Below are 20,947 nucleotides of genomic sequence, written 5' to 3' on the forward strand. Positions count from 1 at the left end.
ACAGACCTTTTTTGTTTCTTATCTTATGTATATACACGAGGCTGCGTTCCTTACGACTTTCGGAGTAGTAGGAAGCGCCACCAATATGCATTAAAACTATTTCTTATCATCTTTCGTTGTTATTACGGCAGCAAATATATCGATAATCTTACAAAATGCAAATATATAAGGAGTTTTTTTGAAAACACTCAGGCAATTGAATGCGCCGTATCTTTTAGCTTTTGTCCGATTTCGTCCAACGCTTTAGATAAAATTGTAAGTTCCTTATCCGTAAAAGATGCTGGAATTCCATTGACTAAATGATTATTTAACCGTTGCGAAAACCAGGAATGACTCTTCTTAAAATATTTTTCTGCAATATACGACATAGGTAAAATATCTAAAATACTGGCGAGTCTTAGCTTAATATCAACAGCATGATATAGCTTTTCTGCGCTTTCACAGGAGGATATTGCCTCTTTCTCTACCTCTTTGGAAAAAGACAATAACTCTTCATCAGACATTGAGTCGCATTCATCCTGAATTTTTAGTTTTAAATGATTCAGGTCAATTTCTCCATTTTGAAAAGCCTCTTTTAATAAATCTACCTTTTTTATTTGATTCATATTCTTTCGGTTTTATTGTTAATCTCTACTTCCGACTATTTAGTCTTTGAAGCAATTCAATTAATCTATCAAGATGAATATTTATTCTCCTGTCAAGTTCATTTATTGGCAGCCCTCTTTTCTTGAACTCCTCATAATATATAGCATAGACAGTGAGGTTATTCTTCTCTCTTTTTATAAGAGATTTGATCTCTTCTATATTAAGCATTACACTTGGTTTTGGTTTTATTACTTCAAAGGTAATAAAGAATTGTTTATTAAATGCCATTTTCTTATCTTCAAACAGCTTTCTTTAACCTTTTCTTTTCTATATCATCGCCTCACTTATAAATAATTTATTACTTTTGGAGCTTGATTTTGAAATATTCAGTATTAAACAATGGAAAACACTAACAAAACGATTAAATTTCATAGCGGAGAAAATATTCCGCTGGAACTGCATAAAGTTCGTATAGTACAAAAACTACACCTTGTTCCGATTGAGAGAAGATTGGAGGCTTTGAATGAGGCCGGATTCAATACGTTCCGTCTTGATACGAAAGATGTATTCCTGGATATGTTGACCGATAGTGGAACGAATGCGATGAGTGACCATCAATTAGGGGCTATGATGATAGCAGATGATGCGTATGCCGGTTCGCAAAGTTTCGTAAGATATCAGAAAGCCGTAGAAGAAGTTTTAGGTAAAAAATATCTGCTGCCTGTCCACCAGGGACGTGCTGCTGAAAATATTATCAATCATGCTTTTGTCAGAAAAGGACATCTGGTGCCGATGAACTACCATTTTACGACGGCAATGGCACATATTACTCAATATGGCGGAAATATAGAAGAATTGTTATATGATGAAGCCTATGTAATCAGTAGCAAGCATCCGTTTAAGGGGAATATGAATATAGAAAAATTGGAAGCCTGCATCCTGCGACACGGTGCTGAGAATATTCCTTATATTCGTATGGAGGCATCGACCAATCTGATTGGTGGACAGCCGTTCTCTATTGCCAACTTTAGAGATGTCCGGGCTATTGCCGACAAATACAATATCCGTTTGGTTTTAGATGCCAGCTTATTGGGTGAAAATGCCTGGTTGGTTAAACAACGGGAAGAGGAATTCAAGAACAGTTCAATGAAGGAGATTATCCAAACAATGACCGGACTGGCCGACTTGGTTTATTTCTCTGCAAGGAAGTTGAGTTCTGCACGTGGTGGAGGTATCTGTACGGATAACAAAGCTATCTTTAAAGAATTGCAACCGCTTATTCCTTTGTTTGAAGGATTCTTGACTTATGGAGGTATGTCTGTTCGTGAGGTTGAGGCTATTGCAGTCGGACTTTATGAAACGCTGGATGAGTCCATGATCTGTCAGAGTCCTCAGTTTATAGAATACTTAGTAAATGCGCTTGACAGCAAAGGAATACCCGTAGTTACGCCTGCCGGTGTCTTAGGTTGCCATGTAGATGCTATGCGTGTCTGTGCTCATATTCCTCAGACAGAATATCCTGCGGGTGCACTTGCTGCTGCTTTCTTCCTGATTTCCGGTATTCGTGGAATGGAACGTGGTTCGGTTTCCAATCAACGGGATGAAGAAGGCAATGAAACCTATGCAGACATGGAGCTATTGCGTTTGGCGGTTCCACGAAGAGTGTTTACACTGTCTCAGATTAAATATGTAGAAGATCGTATGACCTGGTTATACGAAAACCGTCATCTGATCGGAGGATTAAAGTTCGTTGACGAACCGCCCGTACTCCGTTTCTTCATGGGAGGACTTGCTCCTGTTAATGACTGGCCTGAAAAACTAATGGCTAAGTTCAGAGAAGACTTCGGGGATAGTTTGTAAAAAATAAAGGCCAAAAGCCGTACGATTTCAATTAAAGATATTAAGTCTGTTAATCAAATAGATTAACAGACTTTTTGATGAAATAAAACAAGCTCTTAATAGAGAATACAGTTTTTATTCCGTTAGCAGCTATTGCATTTCTTATGTCGCTGAAATACTTCAAACAGAAAATGGTATAAAACATTCTTTTATCATGTTTTAAGGGGTTTATATTATTATATTTGCGAATAAATCTATCTAAAACATGAATCTAAAATGAAAACAACAACTTTTGCAAAATCGTTGGCGGGTATTCTCGCTTCGTGTGCTGTTCTGTTCGCACTGCCTTCGTGCGATACGACCAAGCATAATGTATTAACGCCGGAAGAAGAAGCTGCGGGATGGAAACTGCTGTTTGATGGCCAGACGCTGAATGGCTGGAAGGATTATAACGGAACTACGCTTACTCAACCTTGGCATGTCGTGGATGGTTGCATTCAGGCTAAAGGCGACGGGAGTGATGCAAGCGGATATATCGTTACCGATAAAGAATACGAAAACTTTGAATTGTCTTGGGACTGGAAACTGTCAAAAGGGGGTAACAGTGGTATGTTGTATCATGTAGTGGAACGTCCGCAGTTTGCCGTGCCTTATGTAACCGGTCCGGAATATCAACTGATCGACGAGCCTAATTTCCCTCAGGAATTGGAAGAATGGCAGAAATTGGGTGTGGACTATGCAATGTATTTGCCGGATAAATCCAAGATGAAAGTTAACCCTTACGGAGAATGGAATAATTCGAAAATTGTGTTTGATAACGGGCATGTGGAACATTGGCTGAACGGACAAAAGATTCTTGAGTTCGAAGCTTGGACGGATGACTGGCATGCACGTAAGAACAGTGGAAAATGGGAGAACGCTCCAGAATACGGTTTGGCAAAGAAAGGTGTACTTTGTTTGCAAGATCACGGGTATCCTGCTTCTTTCCGTGATATTAAAATAAAAGAACTTCCTCGTAAGAATAAAGAAGTAAACCTGTTCAATGGAAAAGATCTTAATGGATGGGAAGCGTATGGAACAGAATTGTGGTATGTGAAGGATGGACTATTGGTTTGTGAAAGTGGTCCGGACAAACAATACGGTTATTTAGCGACACGTGATTATTACGATGATTTCGATCTGACGGTTGAATTCAAACAGGAAGCAGACGGTAACTCAGGTATATTTATCCGTTCATTTATTGAAGAGGGTGTGAAAGTTAACGGCTGGCAGGTAGAAGTTGCGCCTAAAGGAAACGATACCGGTGGCATTTATGAATCCTACGGACGCGGCTGGTTGGAACAGATTCCGGATGAAAAAGAGAATATCCTGAAAGTAAAAGATTGGAATACCATGCGTATTAAAGTGCAGGGAGACAACGTAACGACCTGGCTGAATGGCGAAGAAATGGTTAACCTGACCGATGCTAAAATCGGAGCGGGTAAAGGACGTATAGCCCTTCAGATCCATGACGGAGGAGGAATCAAAGTCCTTTGGCGTAATCTGAAACTGAAGACTTTGTAAAACGTAACGAAATAAAAAATGAGGGTGTGTAAAAAGTCTGAACGCACCCTCGTAAAAAACAGAGTAAAGTGTTATATTTTTTCATCAAATAGTATGCTTTTTTGAGATAACCACTACATCCTGAAAATCCAAAGCCATTTCTCCTCCCGACCAACTTCCTTGATGTATGGAGTCTGCCTGTAAATTGTTTTTATCGTTGGCTATCCCTTCTTTCACTTTCGGTGTTAAAAGGAAGAATGTAGCCATATATTTCCCGCTTTCTTTTAATACGTTTGCTATTTGCCCTAAATGTTTATCTACGTCTTTGGGCATTATGTGCATGAATACGGAAGTGTTATTTGTTTATCTTTGATAATTATCGCTATTTCAGGTTTGGGGGAGAGTTCTGACTGAACGGTTGATTTTAATCGTAGGAGACATTAAAGTCCCAGTTCCATTTGTCGAAATAAATATTTCCTCCTCTCCATTCCAGTTCTCCTCTTTGAAAATCCACGGTTTCACTACGAGGATATATTTTTTCAGGGAATAAAGGCCGGGAGTAATCATTGTTTACAATCCATCTGTATGCGTCCATTCCGTTAGAATAAAAATTAAAAACGCGATCATCGTCCGAAAAACGACTGAGTCCGAAGGATTGGTCAATCGGAATCCATCCGATTCCTTCTATATAATATTCACCCCAGTCGTGAAGGTTCAACTCACCGGGATGCATCATAAAGCCGCTTTGCCAGCGTGCCGGAATACCATTATAGCGTGCAAGAGTGATGAACAAAAGCGTAACCTGTCCGCAGTCTCCATGCTTTGAGTCAAGAACATAAGCCGGTATATTAGGAATAGTTGAGTATTCTCTTGCCCCTGCCCAAGGAAATGTTTCATCCACCCACTTGAATATTTTTTTTACTTTCTGATAGGGATCTTTCTCATTACCCACAATCCGTTCTGAAATTGCTTTGATAGAATCCGTGAATGCGATGTGCGGTAATCGTTCGGCTGTGTATTTCTTGTAACTATCGCTGTTTGTGTCATACTCCCTGATCTCTTTATTGTCGAGGTCAAACCATTCAGCAGCCGATTCATACGAAAATGTAATGGCAAATTTCAACGCTTCATCCTTTTTTGCCGTTTTTTGCATGTATAGCGTTCTGTGCGCGTATTGTTCAGGAGAAATGATGTAGTTTTCATCATTTGCCGAGATTAATTTCACGTTTGTTTGCCGCCGCTCATCTTCCCTCGGGTAGGGGAGCCAGCAACGAACAATCTCTCCGTCGAGAACTACATTCGGTTGGAGTGTGATCTCATATTGCACCGTCATACCGACAGGGGAAACCTGTGTCTGTGCTGTTCCCGCCAATGTGTTTACAATATTCGGCAGATGCGTATTTAACACATTCTCCTTTTGGTTGGCCGAAAGAGTATCTACTTCTTTCTTGCGGACAATCGCATCCTTATCTAAACGAAACAAATTGGAAGCGGCTCTGCTGAAATACTTTTTCTCACCATCAATAACTAAAGATTCCAAGGCCTTTTCTGTTTCCCAGCGAGCTAACATCTCATTGTTGACATCCGGATAATATTTACTGATGTATTTGATAACCGACTCCTTGTCTTTATTGAAGTCTAAAGCAATACGATTCATTCTGTCCTTTCGCCAGTTCAGATCGTAAATCTCCGTTTCGGACAGGTTGTTATCCGCCATATATAAATCAATAAGATGCTTTGCATCTGTGAAATTGCCCGCCTCTTCTTCTGTGTTTATCCGTTCAATGGTTACAACTTGTTTTTCTGTACATGAGGTTACGATGAACAGAATGCATATGATTGTTGCCAGATGCTTCATTCTCAATTGCTTTTAGTTATAATTTGCGAATTCCGATTCCCGGTAGATCGCTTAATGTAAGTTTACCGTCAACTACCGTAGTCCCTTTATAAATATCATTGCTGATTAGTAAGTTGCCATCCAGATCCGCCCAATCTACCGCAGGAGAGAGTTGTGCCGCTGCCGATATGGCACAAGATGTTTCCGTCATGCAGCCGACCATCACCTGCATATTCGCAGCACGTGCTACGGTCAGTATCTTCCATGCCTCACGCATACCCGTACATTTCATCAATTTAATATTCACTCCTGTAAATGCTCCTTTCAGCCGCATCACATCAGTAAGACGTTGAAAAGACTCATCAGCAAAAACAGGGAGTGGGCTTTGTTCCGTTACCCAGACAATATCATCCAATTTATACTTAGACATGGGTTGCTCTATCATGACAATTCCTTTCTCCTTTAGCCAATAAATCATGTCGAGCGCATGATGCTTGTCTTTCCATCCCTGATTCGCATCAATAGCAATAGGCTTATCCGTCACAGTACGGATAGCTTCGATCATTTCTTTGTCATTATCCCGTCCCAGTTTTACTTTCAATATATTGTATAAGGGAGCCGCCTCCAAAGTCTTCTGTTTTACTACTTCTGCCGTATCTATTCCGATTGTGAATGTCGTGGATGGAGTCTTCGATTGATCTAATCCCCATATCTTATACCAGGGCTGCCCCATTATTTTACCCACCAGATCATGTAAGGCAATATCAACAGATGCTTTTGCCGCTGTATTATTCTCCGCGATTTTGTCAACATAAGTAAGTATATCTTCCAATTCGAAAGGCCCGGAGAATTGAGATAAATTCACTTTCTTCAGAAATTCGATTACAGAAGCCTGTGTTTCTCCGAGATAGGGCGGGAGAGAAGCCTCTCCGTAACCGATCATTCCGTCATATTCTATTTCGGTAAGGACAACCGGAGTCGTAGTTCTTGAAGAATTAGCAATGGTAAATACATGCCTTAACTGCAAGTCGAAAGGCTTGAATGTAAGCTTCATTTTTCCTTTTCCTCCCGAAGATTTTACTTTATTTTTCTGGGCAAACAGCGTTAAGGGAGTTGTGCTTAATCCTGCTCCGATAGTTGCCAATGATGTTGCTTTCAGAAATCCACGTCTTGTCTGAGTCATCTGTCTAACTGATTTATTCTTAATTTATTTTTGTTCTCCATACAAGGGCATCTTGTTGATTTTCCATATCCCTTTTGTTCCTACTGCACCGATTATTCGTGAAGCACGGATGAATTCGCGCGTGTTACCCTCATCATAATTACCCTTTGTCGGATCAAGACTATTTATTTTCACATACCCTGAAGCATGTATAAACTCGTTGTCCCCAATGTAGAAACCAACATGCCGTATTCTGTCTTTCTTACCATCCTGCCCCTTTTTCCCGAAAAACATCAGGTCGCCCGGACGTAAGTTTTCATATCCCGTACTAATATCGACCGGAATACCGGTTTGTACTTGTTGAGAGGCATCCCTACGTAATACAACACCATTCATTAACATCACCGTTTTGGTAAAACCGCTGCAATCCACCGCTTTCACTGAAGTACCTCCCCAAGTGTAAGGGATTCCTTTCAAAGAAAAGGCTTTCTGAAGAATATTTTCTTCCGTTAATTGACGCGAAGCCAGCCATTCGTTATATGGTTTGCTGCTGTCTTTCTGTACATAACCAACACGTCCGTCCGGATAGGAAACCTTATAAAAACGTCCTTGCTCTCCTTCTTTTTTGAGGAGACAACCAAAAACAAGATCGGACACCCGTTGATCATTTGTTGCCGAATTCTCATAACAAAACCCGTAATCATCAATAAAGATGATCTTGTCGGCCAACGTCCATGAATTAAACTCTTCTTTATCCATGCGGACAAAAGAACTTGCCGTAGTCCACGCCACATACCCTTCTGCGCTTTTTATTCTCCACCAGTAACTTTGCGGCTGTAACACCTCCACCGGAGCGCCAAGTAGCAGTTGCGTACCCATTTCCGAAGAATAGCTTGCATTCATTCTGACATCGGCAACCGATACGTTGATTACACCGAAAATCTTGTCGCCTGTCTCATAAGGCAATACAATTATACTGTCTATTACAGACGCATTTTGAGTAAAAGCCTGCTGAACTAAGTCCGTCTTTGCCTTTTTTACAGAAGTAAACCCCTTGAGGACAGGTTTGCCGTCTATGTTTTCTACACGTATTTCATAAACGTTATCACGTCTGTCCGGAACATACGTGTCCTTCACATTATCGATCAAAGCACTTAGCTCAGGAAAAGAGGGAGTGTCTTTTTTATTTTCACAAGACACTAAAAAAAAGAAACTGATTACGAATAATCCTTGTATTAAATTTCTCATAGCGTTATTTCTTCAGATATAATCATTCAGGCGTTTTCTACTTATTTGTTTAAATCAACAATTGATGCTGCTACAATATTGGCAACCACTTCACGCAAGCGGGATACAGCTCCTGCATCATCCGGATGTACCCGGTTAGTGAGCAAAATCACCGCCGTGTCTGTTTCCGGATCAATCGTCAATGAAGTGCCCGTATATCCTGTATGTCCAAAGGCTGATGTGTTAAATAAATCCCCGTCACTGGCATAAGGAGAATAGACATCCCAACCAAGAGCACGTCCGAATTCTTCAAAACCAAACGGAACCGTACGCATTGCCTTTACGGTTAACGGACTAAGGATACGAATACCGTTTATTTCGCCTCCATTCAATAGCATGGCTGTAAGAATAGCCAAATCTTCGGCGTTTGAGAACACACCTGCATTGCCCGAGATACCTAAGTTTGCAAGTCTTGCTAAAGGATCGTGTACCTTGCCTTTCAGAACAGAACCGTCCGCTTGCCTTTCGGTAGGAGCAGTCCATTCTAAGGTCTCCCCCGTCGGATTATAATCCGTATGTTTCATACCCAAAGGCCCAAATATGTTTTGTTGGGCAAACTGTTGCAGAGTCATCCCCGATACTTTTTCAATAATCTGTTGCAAAGTGATAAAATTGAGGCAGCTATAATCAAATACGGTTGACGGCTCGTTGTTGCGTTCTACGTTGGCTATGTGTTTTATCAAACCTTCCGGAGACAGTTCATTGTTCTTTCTTAATTCATCCACAGAAGCATACGGAGGTAACCCAGAGGTGTGCGTAAGTAAATCCACGATTCGTATATTACGTGTGCGACCTGTAACCGAATCCTTCCAAGGTTTAAAGTCGGGGATATAAAGAGATACTCTGTCACGACCCCTGATCTGACCACGTTCAATCAATAACATAGTGGAAATGGCAATAGATACACTTTTACTAACAGATGCAAGATCGAAGACAGTATTGGTCGTCATTGCAATCGTGTCGGGATATACTTGTTTGTTTCCATACGCTTTCAGGTAAACAAGTTTATTATGCCTTACCACAGCCAATACGGCTCCGGGTATTTCATTGTCGGTAACCGATTGATTAATGGCATTGTCAGCATACGCTAATCTGGAAGAGGCAATGCCGACTTTTTCTGGCTTTACCGATTTTAACTTCTGCGCAGCAACTGTTCCGCTTATCGATATTAATAGTAAAAATAAACTAAACCTGTGTATCATAACTTCATTTTTGACGTTTTGCAGGGACAAGAAATAAATTCTTTTTTACTCCTCGTTCCTGCAAAACAGTTATACTAATAAAAATACATGTACGCTTTAGTCAGCTGTATCCCACCATACCGGCAATGAATTTATAGTAAGACTGAGGGCTTCGGGATTAGATTCCTCTAAGTTCTTAATATTATAGTTTTTTTCCAAATCGCATTGCTGGAATCTACGAATCCAATATCGTTCATTATTTGGATCAGTACTTGTATAATGATTGTTACTGCTGCTGTTAAACTCATACGGACGGGCAAAGTCAATATATACAACCCCGAAACCTCCGATATTTCCTGCGCTGTAATTAAATCGGCGCATATCATTCCAGTTCTGTATAGAATACGAGCAAGCTATAAACTTCTGTTGCATAATCTTAGCCATCGTCAGATCCGTGGCGGATTGTGCAACGGCAGTACTGTTTAAAAATGCGTCAATCTTATCCGCAGGAATAACCTGTTTCCCGAATACCGTTTGAGGATAAGTCTGAAGTTTCTCATTCATCAGTTCCATATGCGCACGTATTCCATTCTTGTATGCCGTTAAAGCACCAGCTTTATCACCTTTCCGGAATAGAACCTCCGCTTTGATAAAACACAATTCAGGATAGCACATGAGATGTCCTGGACCATCCGCTCTTGTATAGAACGTCCCTGTTGAGATGATCTGTGCCGTTTCCCCATTGTAACGGTTTGCTATATAACGATCGTCATTTACATCCCCTTCCGCATCTTTTACCCAAGATAATGATTCTGAATAGACCGGAGTATATATTGAATCTCCCTTTCTTGCTTCTATCGTTGTAGAGCGATACCAGATATCTAATGGCTCATCAAACTTATTACCTGACATATCTTCTGAACGGGAATAAATATCAAAGGTAAGTGGCCCTGCCTGTGTGCGAATGTCACTATTGATCATATCTACACCTTTGGTTCTGACGTATTTTATCTCACCATTTATTCTATACTGTCCACTTGGAACTAATAAATCCGTACGTGGATCTTCAACGCCACTACCTCCCGTAAACGTATTAGTAAGCAAATCAAGATACCATTTTGTGATACGTGTAGTCGTACCTCCTAAATTCTGATGTTGCAATGATCTGATTCCTGTTTCGTTTTCACTCGCCGAATTGACATAGTTCATAACCGTATTATCAACATTCGATTGAGCTGCTTTCTCTAAAGCTGCCAATACAGCATCCGGATCATACGCTTTCTTTTTTGAAAGATTATTTAGCCAACGAGCCTTGAGCCCATAAGCTAATTTGATCCACTTTTGAGGGTCTCCGCCATTCCAAATATCACCACTGGCAAATGAAGTTGCCGTTGTCGGTGGTGTTTTCTGAAACTCGGCAATCGCTTCGTCAAGCATGGCCATACAACCATTGAATATCGTTTCGCCATCGTCATATTTAGGAGTGATCGTATTTGTCAGCGCCTCTGTATAGGGCATCTCACCATACACATCGACCATCGTCATAAATCCCCATGCGTGAATTAGTTTTGCCGCACCTACATAATACCAGGCCTCTTCTGCTGTCGCTTTTTCAATCAACGGATTGATATTAGCCGCTGTATAAATAAACCAGGACTGATAAGGCCATGTTGTCGTTGCTGAAACCGGATCCCATCTCAGGTTATAGTCATTGGACGTGGTTCCGTAAGTCTTTGTTATATTTCCTGTAAACCAACATCCACGTGTTCCGGAAGATTCATACGAATCTACAAAATTAGTCAACAAACCTCTTAACCGGAGATCAGGTGCGGGAACGGTGTTGTTGGGGCTGTCGGGATTGTCATTAATATCCAGATAATCGTTACAAGCACTGAAGCTTATCAGCAATAACCCAAAACAGATATATATTATTTTTTTCATCGCTTTTAAATTTAAATCGTTTATAAAGATTTTCAAGATATGATTAGAATGTTACATTAAGACCAAAAGACATTCCGGCGGTTGCCGGTACTCCATTATAATCTATACCTGTAGAACCGGAACCTATAGCTCCTCCTGCTGCACTTGTCTCAGGATCCATCCCCTTGTAGTTCGTGAATAATAACAAGTTGGTTCCCGTAACATTTACCGACATGGCCTTGACGAACTTTAATTTATTAATAAGCTTGCTTGGCATATAATAAGCCAAAGAGATTGAACGCAGACGTAACCAGTTCGTATCTGTCATATAATTAGCAGATTCTCTGTTATAGTAGTCGCTATAATAATTCTGAATTATATAATTTCCACTCTCTGCCTTTGCCGTACCTGAAGGAACTTCTACCCCTTTCAGATAAAACTTATTTGCTTCGAAAGTATATGTCTTTGATTCTAAATCTCCCGTCGTTGGGTTCTTGGCAGCCCCTGAGAGTGTTATAGACTCACGATCTATTGATCTGAGACTTCTGCCAATGCTCGTCATATAATAATCTGTTCCGTTATAAATATCACCTCCGAGACGGAAATCCAATAAGAACGAAAATTCAAAATCTCTATACCTGAGTGTGTTTGTTAATCCACCGGTCAACTTAGGTTCGCGATTACCTATTTCGTAAGTAGCCTTGCCATCGTAGGTCGGCATACCCGTATCCCAGTCTAATATCACATTTCCATTATCATCTCGGCTGTACTTAGAGCCTGCAATAGCCATGAAGTTTCCGCCATTGAAGGAAGCAGCCTTTGCATTTCCTACCTGTACATCTGTTACATACAACACTTCCAAACCTTGTAATAAGTTGTTGACCTTGCCTTTGTTTTTTCCTAAATTAAGCATTGTGTTCCAACTGAAATTCTTTGTTTTTACCGGCTCTGCTTTGATAGACAGTTCAATCCCTTTATTCGTAATATCCCCGGCATTAGTCATCATGAATATATAACCGGTAGCCTGTGACGTTCGCGGGCTGACAAGTTGATTAATACTTTTGTTGTTGTAATAAGCAAGATCAAAACCAAGACGTCCGTCAAGAAAGCTCATCTCAAGACCTATTTCAGTAGATTTGGTTTTTTCGGGTATTAAAATATTATTTCCGTGAGACCAGGAATCCTGAATACCATTCCCTCCGATTGTAGGATAAGGAGGATCCACATAGGTGTTTGTTACATAAGGACTGGCATCTTTACCAACTTCAGCCCAGGATGCACGAAGTTTTCCGAAATAAATAATGTCATTTTTAGGTAAGAGTTCGGAAAACAAAATACTACCGCTTACAGACGGATAAAAATAAGATCTGTTGTCCACCGGCAAAGTAGAAGTCCAGTCATTTCTTCCAGTAACGGTTGCGTATGCCCAGTTTTTATAACCGACTCTGAACTCTCCATAAACACCAACAAGCCTGTTCCGGCTATTGGATTGCGCTATACGTCTGTCATCATTTGAAGTATTGTTAAGATTGTAAAACTCGTCAATAACAAAGTTCCAGGCTAAGCGACGATTAACTACTGATTTAGTATCTTCTACCGAGTGTCCCACTAAAAGGTTAAAGTCGAAGTCCGTTATTTTCTTCGAAAAATTCATCATAAAGTTTGAAGACAAATATTCGTAGGTATAATCATTTTCAGACAACATGCCTCGCTGATAAGAAAGTTGCACGCCACCACCAGCTCCGATAAGCCTTCTTGTATTGGTTGTATATCTGTCCGTTCCTAAGGTATAGGCTACGTTAAACCAATCGGTTACATCATATTTAGCATTAATTGTACCCGTAAAACGTGTTGTCTTGTCCGTAATAGGATTCCGGTCAATTATCCAATAGGGGTTGTCCACATCGTCGGCCAATTGTTGCTTCCCTTCGAACATACGGTATTTACTGCCATCTTCATTCAACCAATGCTTCATGTCGTCATCAATAGCCCAACGGTTTACGGATAACATGGCTCCGGTTCCACCTGAACCTGTTAATCCAGCACTTGTTATCGCCTTATCTGTATTAGCAACAGAATACGCTGTCTTTGCACCTACAGTCAGTTTGTTAAATTTATGTTCCCCATTGAAACGAAAAGTAGTTTTATCGTAGCCCGTTCCCGGAATAATACCCGTCTGATCATAGCGAGAAGTAGATAAAAAGAAGCTGCTGTTTTTAGAACCTCCAGAAACGCTAACGTTGTTATCCCAGGTACTGCCATTATCGTAGAAATCCTCAATGTTGTTATATACCTGATCTCCGGATTCAATTGCCTTACCCCAAGACTGCGTTGTATAATCATCAAAAGTACCCGCCTGACTGTAAAAACCTCTTTTATACTTCATCTGTTGTTCCGGGTAGCTGTTTACCCACGAAGTGCTTAACTTGCTGCTGATGTTTACTTTGGTAACCCCCTCTTCTCCTTTCTTTGTTGTGATAACTATAACTCCGGCTGCTGCGCGAGAACCGTACAATGCAGAAGCTGCAGGCCCTTTCAATACAGAAACATTGGCAATATCTTCCGGGTTAATATCCATAACACGGTTGCTGTTTGTCGAATTGACACGGTTGGCCCCATCAAAACCGCTGTTTCCTCCGACATCAGTACCGTTGTCGTAAATCATTCCATCCACAACAAAAAGAGGTTGATTGTCTCTTTCCAAAGAGGTACCTCCACGTATAATAATACTTGCACCAGCTCCGGCAGCACCACTGGACTGTGTAACATTAAGGCCAGCTATCTTCCCGTTTAACGAGTTCAGCAGGTTTGAATTTTTATTTTTCATCAGTTCATCAGCATTGATATCCTGCACTGAATAACCCAATGCTTTTCGTTCTTTTTTTATACCCATAGCTGTTACTACCACCTCGTCTATTAATTCTGAGGTCTCTTCCATTTTGACATCAAGAGTGGTTCCCGCAGGAGTTAAAGTTACCGTTTTATAACCGATATAGGTAAAGCTCAATTTTGGATTTCCCTTTAAGGTTATGCTGTATTTTCCCTCCCCGTCAGTAATCGTACCTGTTATCGCGCCGTTGATTGTGGCGCTAACACTAACGCCAATTAATGGTTCGCCCTTTGGATCAGTAACCCTTCCAGTTACAGTTTTGGAAGATTGCTGTTGTTCGTACATTCGGTCTGAATGTTCAGGACTCGCTGATGCATCCATGCTCCCTGCAGAAGATATTATCATCACAGCAAAGAGGACGCATGTCGTCTTCATGAAGATACTTTTTTTTGTTTGATTCAATGCAGCCATAGTAACATTGGTTTAATTATTATTTAATTATTTAAAGCAGCACCCCTAAAAAGACAAATTGATGTAAATACAGAGTTTTGTATGTCTTTATGGTTGTTAATAGTTTTAATTTGTTACAAATGTAACTTAAATTAGTTTTAAATAAAGCAAAAAACAATATTTAACCTTTAACTATTTTGTTTTGATTATTTTAACCTGAATGGCTGTTTTTATCATTTGTTCATTGTTCAATTACCAGAGAAAAGAACTTTTAATAGTATTAAATTAAGTATTGTTATATCGGCCTCCCAGAACAAAAATAAAAGATTCTTAATAATAAAAAAATAACATAGAGTATTTTATATATAAAAAACGTATTATTTAATGTTCGGATATTTATTTTAACTATAATTAATAATATCGTTCCCGATATTTATTATATGCTCAATAAATATCGGGAACGATAACTGATTGTGAAAATTTATGTATAGAATTATTTTTTGTCTATTTTGTTTTTACGCATTAATGCTTCAATATAATAATAGTCTGCATAAACAATAGGTACGTTGATTTCAGAACCGTGCGGTTTGTGCCCCGTGCTCGAATTTAATAAAAAACCATGTTGCCCATGAAGAGGAACACGATATGATTTAGTCAGGTTCTTCAGAATGATGTCGGCTTTTTCTTTATATTCTTGACCGTTATTTACGTAACCGGATAATTCATATAAAGCGGATGCCGTAATGGTTGATGCCGAAACATCACGCGGTTCGTTCGGTATTTCCGGCGCATTGAAATCCCAATAAGGAATCAGATCTTCGGGAAGATTCGGATGATTAAATATAAATGCAGCAATCTTTTCCGCCTGATCAAGATACCGTTTATCTTTTGTTTCACGGTAACACATGACGTATCCGTAAAGCCCCCAGGCTTGTCCTCTCGCCCAAGCACTCTCATGTGCGTATCCCTGATGCGTATGTTTATTGCGTACATCGCCCGTGATTGTATCGTAATCGATCACATGATACGAGCTATTATCGTTCCTGAAATGATTCTTCAAAGTGGTATCTGCATGCTTTATAGCAATATTGCGGTAAACAGGATCTCCTGAAATTTTTGACGCCCAGAACAGAAATTCCAGATTCATCATATTATCGATAATAACCGGGAATTGCCATTTGTCTCCGTTATGATCCCACGAACGAATACATCCTACTGTCGGGTTAAACCGAGAAATTAATGAATTAGCACCTTCGATCAATACCTCTCTATAATGCTCAGTAGGATTCAGACGGTATCCATTTCCAAAACTACAATACATCATAAAACCAAGATCGTGTGTTCCTTTATACGATTTAAGCGGTTCCAGTAAGTTGGTATATTCGATTGCTTTTTCTTTCCAATAGTCATCTTTGGTGTATTCATACATATACCAAAGTTCGCCGGGAAAGAACCCGCTGCACCAATCTTTGGCACGAACAAGACGCAAGGAATCGTCTGCCTGAATATTGCGGGGAGAAGGTAGTTCTTCCGGCGTTTTGCCAAGTTCTGCTCTCACTCGTTCAACTTCCGTGAAAGCAAATTTCAATTGTTTCCCGGCAAAATCAAAGTTTTCTTTTACAATATCTCCCGATTTATTCCCGGCACAAGAACCGAATAGAAATAAAGGAAGCAGTAACCATACTTTTTTCATGTCTTATCGTATTAAAATTTAGATTTATAGGATATGTTTTTATTCTCGCCCGGTAGTAAATAAACCGTGATTTTTCGTTCTTCCGAAGGCTTTAAGTCTGAATTCAACGTAATAATCGATATCCCCTGATTTTCAGAATCATAACTATATGTTGATTTAGCCGGTTTAATATCCCATACGGGACTATTTACGCCTTCCACCTTCAGATAGAGTGTCTTTCCATCTTTATTTAATTCTACCACCTGATTTGAAATCACTTTAGCAGTTGCTGGAGTGACCAGCCTCCAGGATAGTTTAGTAAATCGTTTGCGGTTGACAATATTGTCTTCAATAACGGCATATTTTTTATCAATTAAAGAAACAGCACGAACAATCTTTTGTACCTCATTTGCATATACAGGCGTAAGATCGGAAATAACATACATGTTATTCTCCTCTTTTCCGTGCTTATCAATGATTGCATTACCCTTAACCAGCTGGTATTTGTCATTAAAGGCGAGCGTACTATGCGCCAGATTATTGTATCTGAACACATCCCATCGTTGCGCATCCTGCTCTCGTCCCCAAAGTTCCACACCACGCGTTTCCAGACGATTATACTCTTCACCTCCCATATCGATAGCCCAGTTCACACCATCTGCTTCAAAGATGAAACTACCAATATCCATATGACCGTGATTAATGCTGGGAGAGCCTAACTTTACGCCAAGAAAAGTAGCATCCTCTTTATCCCAATCTGAGCGCATAACCCCTACAGGGCTATCTCCTTGTCCCATCCAGAATAATTCAGTCGGTTTGACCGGATTATCTAAAGAAGCCGAAGCTCCCCAAAGTAACATTGCCGGCGCAAGGCGCGTTCCTTTGACAGACGATACCCCGGATTGTTTAATTAACCGCGATTGATTATAAATGATAGACGGATTTTTTGTTTTGTTATAAAACCAGAAAATAGTGGGCGTAAAGAACGCTTTTGATCCATTATCCGAATAACAGAAGTTTTTTAATCCCGGAGTTACCATATGCAACAAATAATCGCCCGTTTCAAGAAAACCGGGTATTTCAGATAATCCAAAATCAGACTTAAACACCCCTTCAATGGCACTTAAAAACATGACATTAAAGGATGTTCCATACTCCCAATACCCCATACCTTCAGGATAAACTCCGTCGGGTCCGTAATGTTTCATAGGAATGGTAATCTTCTCAATAGCTCTGTTGACCACTTTTGCTGCTAAGGACGGATTCTTTTCCCATACAGCAATTGCACCATAAGTCATCCCCCCGTGACAAACCTGATTCCAGTTATGATTCGCATCGACAAACCAGTTATACCGTTTGTCAAAAGACGGATTTAAACCTTTCTCTATAATAGCTGTTTCAATAATCTGTTTGGATTGCGGCGACAATTGACCGTACAGCCAATCATAACCAATCGCCAAAGCCATCGTCATTTCACCCACATCCAAGAAATGAGAAGGATTCCAATCACTAAAGTTGGCTGCTTTCAGCATTTCTTCCTCAGCCCGTTTGACATATTTCTTATCGCCGCTCATCCGATACGCGTAACTCAGAAAAAAGATTCGTCTCAGATTTTCACGGGAAACACCAAGCAAGCGACGTCCGATCTGTTTGCGTTCATTTGGCGGTGTGGTTAAGATTGTATTCGATTCGTCCATAATAGCCGCATGAACATCTTTCCATACCACATCTTTTTGTATTTGTTTTTTCAGTGCTTTCTCTCCACCTTTCGGCAAAAGGAGTCGCGGATGGGAAGAAAGTTTTGCTTCTTCCGTAACAAACACTTCCTGAGCAAACAGACTTTGACAGGAAATAAATAATAGTAAGAATAAAGTAATACGTGTTTTCATGATTTAAAGGTATTAATCTGTTTTAGTTGAATTTTATGGTGGATTCTTTTTATATCATCTGTCTCATGATTGCTTTATCTCGTAAATATAAACCGTTTTGATTAATAATAGTTGAGTCCACTGTGAAAAGTCGGGAATACACCTTTCCAAAAAAAATTAAAGGCGTTTAGAAACGAAAGTTGAAGAGCTTCAAAATTTTCAGAAGTACTATTTTTAAAAAAAAGGATACGCAAATGTGACTTTTGGGGATCAGGCAAAATATCCGGTTGTTATGGTAATCATCCATCGTGATACGTCTATACTGCAAACTGGCATTTTAGAGACCAATGTCATCAACTCAAACTTCTTACTCCACTTTAGTCTTACTATTCATCGAATAATTCCGGCTGAAAGCCGAGTATATATCAGCCCAACACAACGTGTTGGGTAATAGGACACCCTTCCTTTGCGGCCTGAAAGGACAGTATAAACCTACCCTAACAGTTGGACTATAATATAACAGGCTTTCAGCCTTAAAACCAAACTGCATAGCTTGAGTTGATGACGTTGGTTTAGAGACTACGCTGAGCAGAGGCTTCCAACAAAATCAACCCCGTTCATGTTGTTGATTTACAATACATTAAAACCAATCGAATAGTTTTGATTTTTTGTGTTTTATTTTGACAAATAGATACTTTTTTCATCCTTTTACTTACGCATAAAAAAATGCCCATCCTTGTTTTTTGATTTATAGTATTGTTTTAGACCAATAAATATTGTATTTAGACTAAAATAGCCCGTTTTTTACCGAAAACATAAAGGTTATTTTCTGAAAAATATCCTTTATATTCAAAAAAAGAATAGAATCTTTTTCCAAAAAGAATAGGGAGATTTTATTCATTGCCTTTTTTTGTTCAATTTTGATAATTCAAAAAAACGGGCATGCCGTATCGCGCGTTTTAAGTGCGGTTTTTCGGTGTTTGTTTTTCGGGGACATATATTGTCATTTTATTTAATAAAGCGCGTTAAAACAACGCTGTTGAAGCCGACGGCAATTTGTCTGAAAATGACAAATTTTGCTATTATTTTGTTCTTTTTATTTCACTTTTTTAAAAGAGCATAGGGACTTAGGAAAAAGACTCTACTCTTTTTTCAAAGCCCTATGCTCTTTTAGAAAATCTCTTTTGTCCATGTAAATAAGCTACATGGGCAAAGCTCTTTTTATTTAATACAGCTTTTAATAACCTGTGTTTTGATCCATATTGGGGTTTTCAACAACTTCATCCGAAGGTAGAGGGAAGTTGACGTTATAGTCCGAAAACTTGCAGTCAATCAGTAAAGAACTGAAATCTAATTTCTTTAAATCAATTTCTCCTGCGATATGTCTTCTTCTTAAATCCCACCAGCGATGGCCTTCTTCAAAGGCTAACTCAAGGCGTCTTTCCTGAAATATCCATTCCAGAACAGTCTGTGCATTTGATTCGGACGTGTTACGATCAACCGGAATTGCAGAGGGTGCGCCTTCTACGGAATTGCGCGCTCTTTCTCTTATTTGATTAACTAAGCCGATAGCTTCACTTAAGCTTCCGTTACTTCTGACAATAGCCTCTGCTTTCAGGAGTAATACATCAGCATATCTTAATATACGAGGATTATTTACAGAAACACCATTAGATGATCCTCCATTTGCATAACGATTGTTCCTAAGATATTTCATGACATTGATCAGGTTTGTCGCGTCCGGATTAATATTGTAATCTTTTCTCGGGTCGCCTTCGTCATACGCTTTTTGAATTGACTCTGTCGCGGAAAAGTAAGAATTACCGATCCAGGTAGGTAATTGACTGAACATACCCAGATAATGTCCGATTTCTCCGATAACGGCGAAGGCATCGTTTCCTCCTGCACCACCCACAAATGGATTTACGTTAGCTGGTGAGTCATTTGCCTGATATTCAAAAAGTGATTCTTCATTATTCTCATGTTCGATAGAAAAGTTTTCTCCATACACTGAAGTCAGACTAACCCCTTTTATTGAATTAAAATCAGCAATTGCTTCTGTGAAATCTGTCGTAGTTTTGTTTACTGTTCCCCTGAAGACAAGACATTTTCCTCTAAGTCCGAATGCCGAATTTTTAACAAGCCGGCCTTTGTATTCTGCGCTCCAGCTTTCCGGAAGCAGTTCGGACGCCAATTTTAAGTCGATAATGGCCTGATCGAGAAGCTGTGTTCCGGTGGTGTTCGGTGGATAAGCATCATTAATGTCTGTAATTCTTTCCGTAATTAACGGTGCCGTTCCAAACACGTTCCAGAGATTAAAATAAGCCAATGAACGAAGAAACAAAGCTTCTCCTTTGTTGTAGTTTAATAACTCCGGTTTCGATTGGTAGATTTTCTCTCCGTTTTCTTCTATTTTTTCAAGCACAGTATTTGCCCTTGCGATCAACTGATATGCAAATTGATAATACAAGGTAAGCTGACTTGATGATCCGCTTAGACCTGTGAAATTTTCGAATGCGTAAGCGGCCGGACTGGTCAGGTCATCTGACGGTAATAGCGTAATTGGTAACAAATGGTTGTTTTGTCCACCTCGGAAACCATAGAAAAAAGAGACTTTCTGATAGACACCGAATATAGCTTGTTGCATCTGATCTTCATTCTGGAAAAAACTGGCCTCCGTATCTCCGATTGGATCCAGATTTATCGTATCGGTATCACAGGCACTTATTACTAAAAAAAGTGCCATTAAAACGGATATTACTATTTTATTCATA

The 20,947-nt window shown here is 39.7% G+C and carries 13 protein-coding genes and 1 pseudogene; 3 read left to right on the top strand and 11 right to left on the bottom strand.

The window, feature by feature from the left end; genetic code table 11:
* Positions 1-188: 188 nt before the first annotated feature.
* Positions 189-605 (bottom strand): DUF5053 domain-containing protein, encoded by a 417-nt coding sequence (locus PHT93_RS02705; protein ID WP_300239149.1) that lies wholly within the window; start codon positions 603-605, stop codon positions 189-191.
* A 379-nt stretch (positions 606-984) separates the two neighbouring features.
* Between PHT93_RS02705 and PHT93_RS02710 the strand changes: the two genes are divergently transcribed.
* On the top strand, positions 985-2,445 hold the full coding sequence (locus PHT93_RS02710; RefSeq protein ID WP_300239151.1) for a tryptophanase: 1,461 nt from the start codon (positions 985-987) through the stop codon (positions 2,443-2,445).
* Between the two features lie 255 nt (positions 2,446-2,700).
* A complete protein-coding gene (locus tag PHT93_RS02715) occupies positions 2,701-3,987 on the top strand; it encodes a DUF1080 domain-containing protein (RefSeq protein WP_300239153.1) in 1,287 nt (428 codons plus the stop codon).
* 84 nt (positions 3,988-4,071) lie between these two features.
* On the opposite strand, the gene PHT93_RS02720 is transcribed toward PHT93_RS02715, so the two are convergent.
* The 9 genes and pseudogenes from PHT93_RS02720 to PHT93_RS02760 all read right to left on the bottom strand — a co-directional run bounded on the left by PHT93_RS02720 (position 4,072) and on the right by PHT93_RS02760 (position 18,194).
* On the bottom strand, positions 4,072-4,299 hold the full coding sequence (locus PHT93_RS02720) for a hypothetical protein (protein ID WP_300239154.1): 228 nt from the start codon (positions 4,297-4,299) through the stop codon (positions 4,072-4,074).
* A 91-nt stretch (positions 4,300-4,390) separates the two neighbouring features.
* Positions 4,391-5,824: a transglutaminase-like domain-containing protein gene (locus tag PHT93_RS02725; RefSeq protein WP_300239156.1), complete on the bottom strand. Its 1,434-nt coding sequence runs from the start codon at positions 5,822-5,824 to the stop codon at positions 4,391-4,393.
* A gap of 16 nt (positions 5,825-5,840) precedes the next feature.
* Positions 5,841-6,986 (bottom strand): dipeptide epimerase, encoded by a 1,146-nt coding sequence (locus PHT93_RS02730; RefSeq protein ID WP_300239158.1) that lies wholly within the window; start codon positions 6,984-6,986, stop codon positions 5,841-5,843.
* Between the two features lie 24 nt (positions 6,987-7,010).
* The gene (locus PHT93_RS02735; protein ID WP_300239161.1) at positions 7,011-8,213 is read right to left on the bottom strand and encodes an SH3 domain-containing C40 family peptidase; all 1,203 of its coding nucleotides are present in this window, start codon (positions 8,211-8,213) and stop codon (positions 7,011-7,013) included.
* Between the two features lie 59 nt (positions 8,214-8,272).
* Positions 8,273-9,454: pseudogene (locus tag PHT93_RS02740) on the bottom strand (serine hydrolase); the annotation flags it as partial.
* Positions 9,455-9,550: 96 nt separating this feature from the next.
* Entirely contained in the window at positions 9,551-11,374 is a 1,824-nt protein-coding gene (locus tag PHT93_RS02745; RefSeq protein ID WP_300239163.1) for a SusD/RagB family nutrient-binding outer membrane lipoprotein, read from the bottom strand.
* Between the two features lie 43 nt (positions 11,375-11,417).
* Positions 11,418-14,618: a SusC/RagA family TonB-linked outer membrane protein gene (locus PHT93_RS02750; protein ID WP_300239166.1), complete on the bottom strand. Its 3,201-nt coding sequence runs from the start codon at positions 14,616-14,618 to the stop codon at positions 11,418-11,420.
* Positions 14,619-15,126: 508 nt separating this feature from the next.
* Positions 15,127-16,326 carry a glycoside hydrolase family 88 protein gene (locus tag PHT93_RS02755; protein WP_300239168.1) on the bottom strand — a complete coding sequence of 400 codons (1,200 nt, stop codon included), beginning with the start codon at positions 16,324-16,326 and terminating at the stop codon, positions 15,127-15,129.
* 11 nt (positions 16,327-16,337) lie between these two features.
* Complete coding sequence (locus PHT93_RS02760) at positions 16,338-18,194, bottom strand: heparinase II/III family protein (RefSeq protein WP_300239170.1); 1,857 nt, start codon at positions 18,192-18,194, stop codon at positions 16,338-16,340.
* A 271-nt stretch (positions 18,195-18,465) separates the two neighbouring features.
* Here PHT93_RS02760 and PHT93_RS02765 point away from each other — a divergent pair, with 271 nt between their 5' ends.
* The gene (locus PHT93_RS02765) at positions 18,466-18,624 is read left to right on the top strand and encodes a hypothetical protein (RefSeq protein WP_300239172.1); all 159 of its coding nucleotides are present in this window, start codon (positions 18,466-18,468) and stop codon (positions 18,622-18,624) included.
* Positions 18,625-19,410: 786 nt separating this feature from the next.
* Here PHT93_RS02765 and PHT93_RS02770 read toward each other — a convergent pair.
* Positions 19,411-20,946 carry a RagB/SusD family nutrient uptake outer membrane protein gene (locus PHT93_RS02770; RefSeq protein ID WP_300239174.1) on the bottom strand — a complete coding sequence of 512 codons (1,536 nt, stop codon included), beginning with the start codon at positions 20,944-20,946 and terminating at the stop codon, positions 19,411-19,413.
* Position 20,947: the final 1 nt, after the last annotated feature.

It is taken from the genome of Massilibacteroides sp., from assembly GCF_028705895.1.
GTDB lineage: Bacteria > Bacteroidota > Bacteroidia > Bacteroidales > Tannerellaceae > Massilibacteroides.

Bases quoted from the DNA above. Each gene is read 5' to 3' on its own strand.
- PHT93_RS02755 (WP_300239168.1), bottom strand. From the start codon at position 16,326: ATGAAAAAAGTATGGTTACTGCTTCCTTTATTTCTATTCGGTTCTTGT.
- PHT93_RS02760 (WP_300239170.1), bottom strand. From the start codon at position 18,194: ATGAAAACACGTATTACTTTATTCTTACTATTATTTATTTCCTGTCAA.
- PHT93_RS02730 (WP_300239158.1), bottom strand. From the start codon at position 6,986: ATGACTCAGACAAGACGTGGATTTCTGAAAGCAACATCATTGGCAACT.
- PHT93_RS02725 (WP_300239156.1), bottom strand. From the start codon at position 5,824: ATGAAGCATCTGGCAACAATCATATGCATTCTGTTCATCGTAACCTCA.
- PHT93_RS02735 (WP_300239161.1), bottom strand. From the start codon at position 8,213: ATGAGAAATTTAATACAAGGATTATTCGTAATCAGTTTCTTTTTTTTA.
- PHT93_RS02710 (WP_300239151.1), top strand. From the start codon at position 985: ATGGAAAACACTAACAAAACGATTAAATTTCATAGCGGAGAAAATATT.
- PHT93_RS02770 (WP_300239174.1), bottom strand. From the start codon at position 20,946: ATGAATAAAATAGTAATATCCGTTTTAATGGCACTTTTTTTAGTAATA.
- PHT93_RS02720 (WP_300239154.1), bottom strand. From the start codon at position 4,299: ATGCCCAAAGACGTAGATAAACATTTAGGGCAAATAGCAAACGTATTA.
- PHT93_RS02750 (WP_300239166.1), bottom strand. From the start codon at position 14,618: ATGAAGACGACATGCGTCCTCTTTGCTGTGATGATAATATCTTCTGCA.
- PHT93_RS02715 (WP_300239153.1), top strand. From the start codon at position 2,701: ATGAAAACAACAACTTTTGCAAAATCGTTGGCGGGTATTCTCGCTTCG.
- PHT93_RS02765 (WP_300239172.1), top strand. From the start codon at position 18,466: ATGGTAATCATCCATCGTGATACGTCTATACTGCAAACTGGCATTTTA.
- PHT93_RS02745 (WP_300239163.1), bottom strand. From the start codon at position 11,374: ATGAAAAAAATAATATATATCTGTTTTGGGTTATTGCTGATAAGCTTC.
- PHT93_RS02705 (WP_300239149.1), bottom strand. From the start codon at position 605: ATGAATCAAATAAAAAAGGTAGATTTATTAAAAGAGGCTTTTCAAAAT.